Annotated in this window: 2 protein-coding genes; both read left to right on the top strand. The window is 58.8% G+C overall.

The window, feature by feature from the left end; all coding sequences use genetic code 11:
* Positions 1 to 2 precede the first annotated feature (2 nt).
* Positions 3 to 155, top strand: coding sequence for a BtpA/SgcQ family protein (locus CKO28_RS27980; RefSeq protein WP_437127669.1), 153 nt, complete (start codon positions 3 to 5; stop codon positions 153 to 155).
* On the top strand, positions 148 to 461 hold a 314-nt coding region (locus CKO28_RS27985; RefSeq protein ID WP_200344835.1), incomplete at its 3' end, for a TenA family protein. The genes CKO28_RS27980 and CKO28_RS27985, both read left to right, overlap by 8 nt.

Raw genomic sequence — 461 nt, forward strand, 5'->3', positions numbered from 1 at the left:
GCGTGACCGAGGAAAATATCTCGATGATCCTTGATCGCACCAATGGCGTGATCGTGGCCTCGTCGCTCAAGGAAGGCGGCGTGTGGTGGAACCCGGTCGATCCGGAACGCGTGAAGTCCTTTGTCGCCGCCGCCAAGGAGCGCCACGATGTCTGAACGCCTCAGTGACCGCATTTTGCGCGAAAATGCCGATGTCTTTGCCGCGATGGTCGCGCATCGGTTCACGCAAGATATTGCCGCCGATACGCTGCCGAAGATTGTGTTTGACCGGTATCTGCTGATCGAAGGTGCCTTTGTCGAAACCGCGATTGCGATTTTTGGCTATGCGGTGGCGAAAACCTCTGACATGGGCGACCGGCGCAAGCTGATCGCTTCGCTCGATGCGCTGGCCAATGAGCAGATGCCCTATTTCGAAAATGCCTTTGCCGCGCGGGGGATCGCCCCTGATCCGGCGCTTCAGGC

It is taken from the genome of Rhodovibrio sodomensis, from assembly GCF_016583645.1.
GTDB classification, from domain to species: domain Bacteria; phylum Pseudomonadota; class Alphaproteobacteria; order Kiloniellales; family Rhodovibrionaceae; genus Rhodovibrio; species Rhodovibrio sodomensis.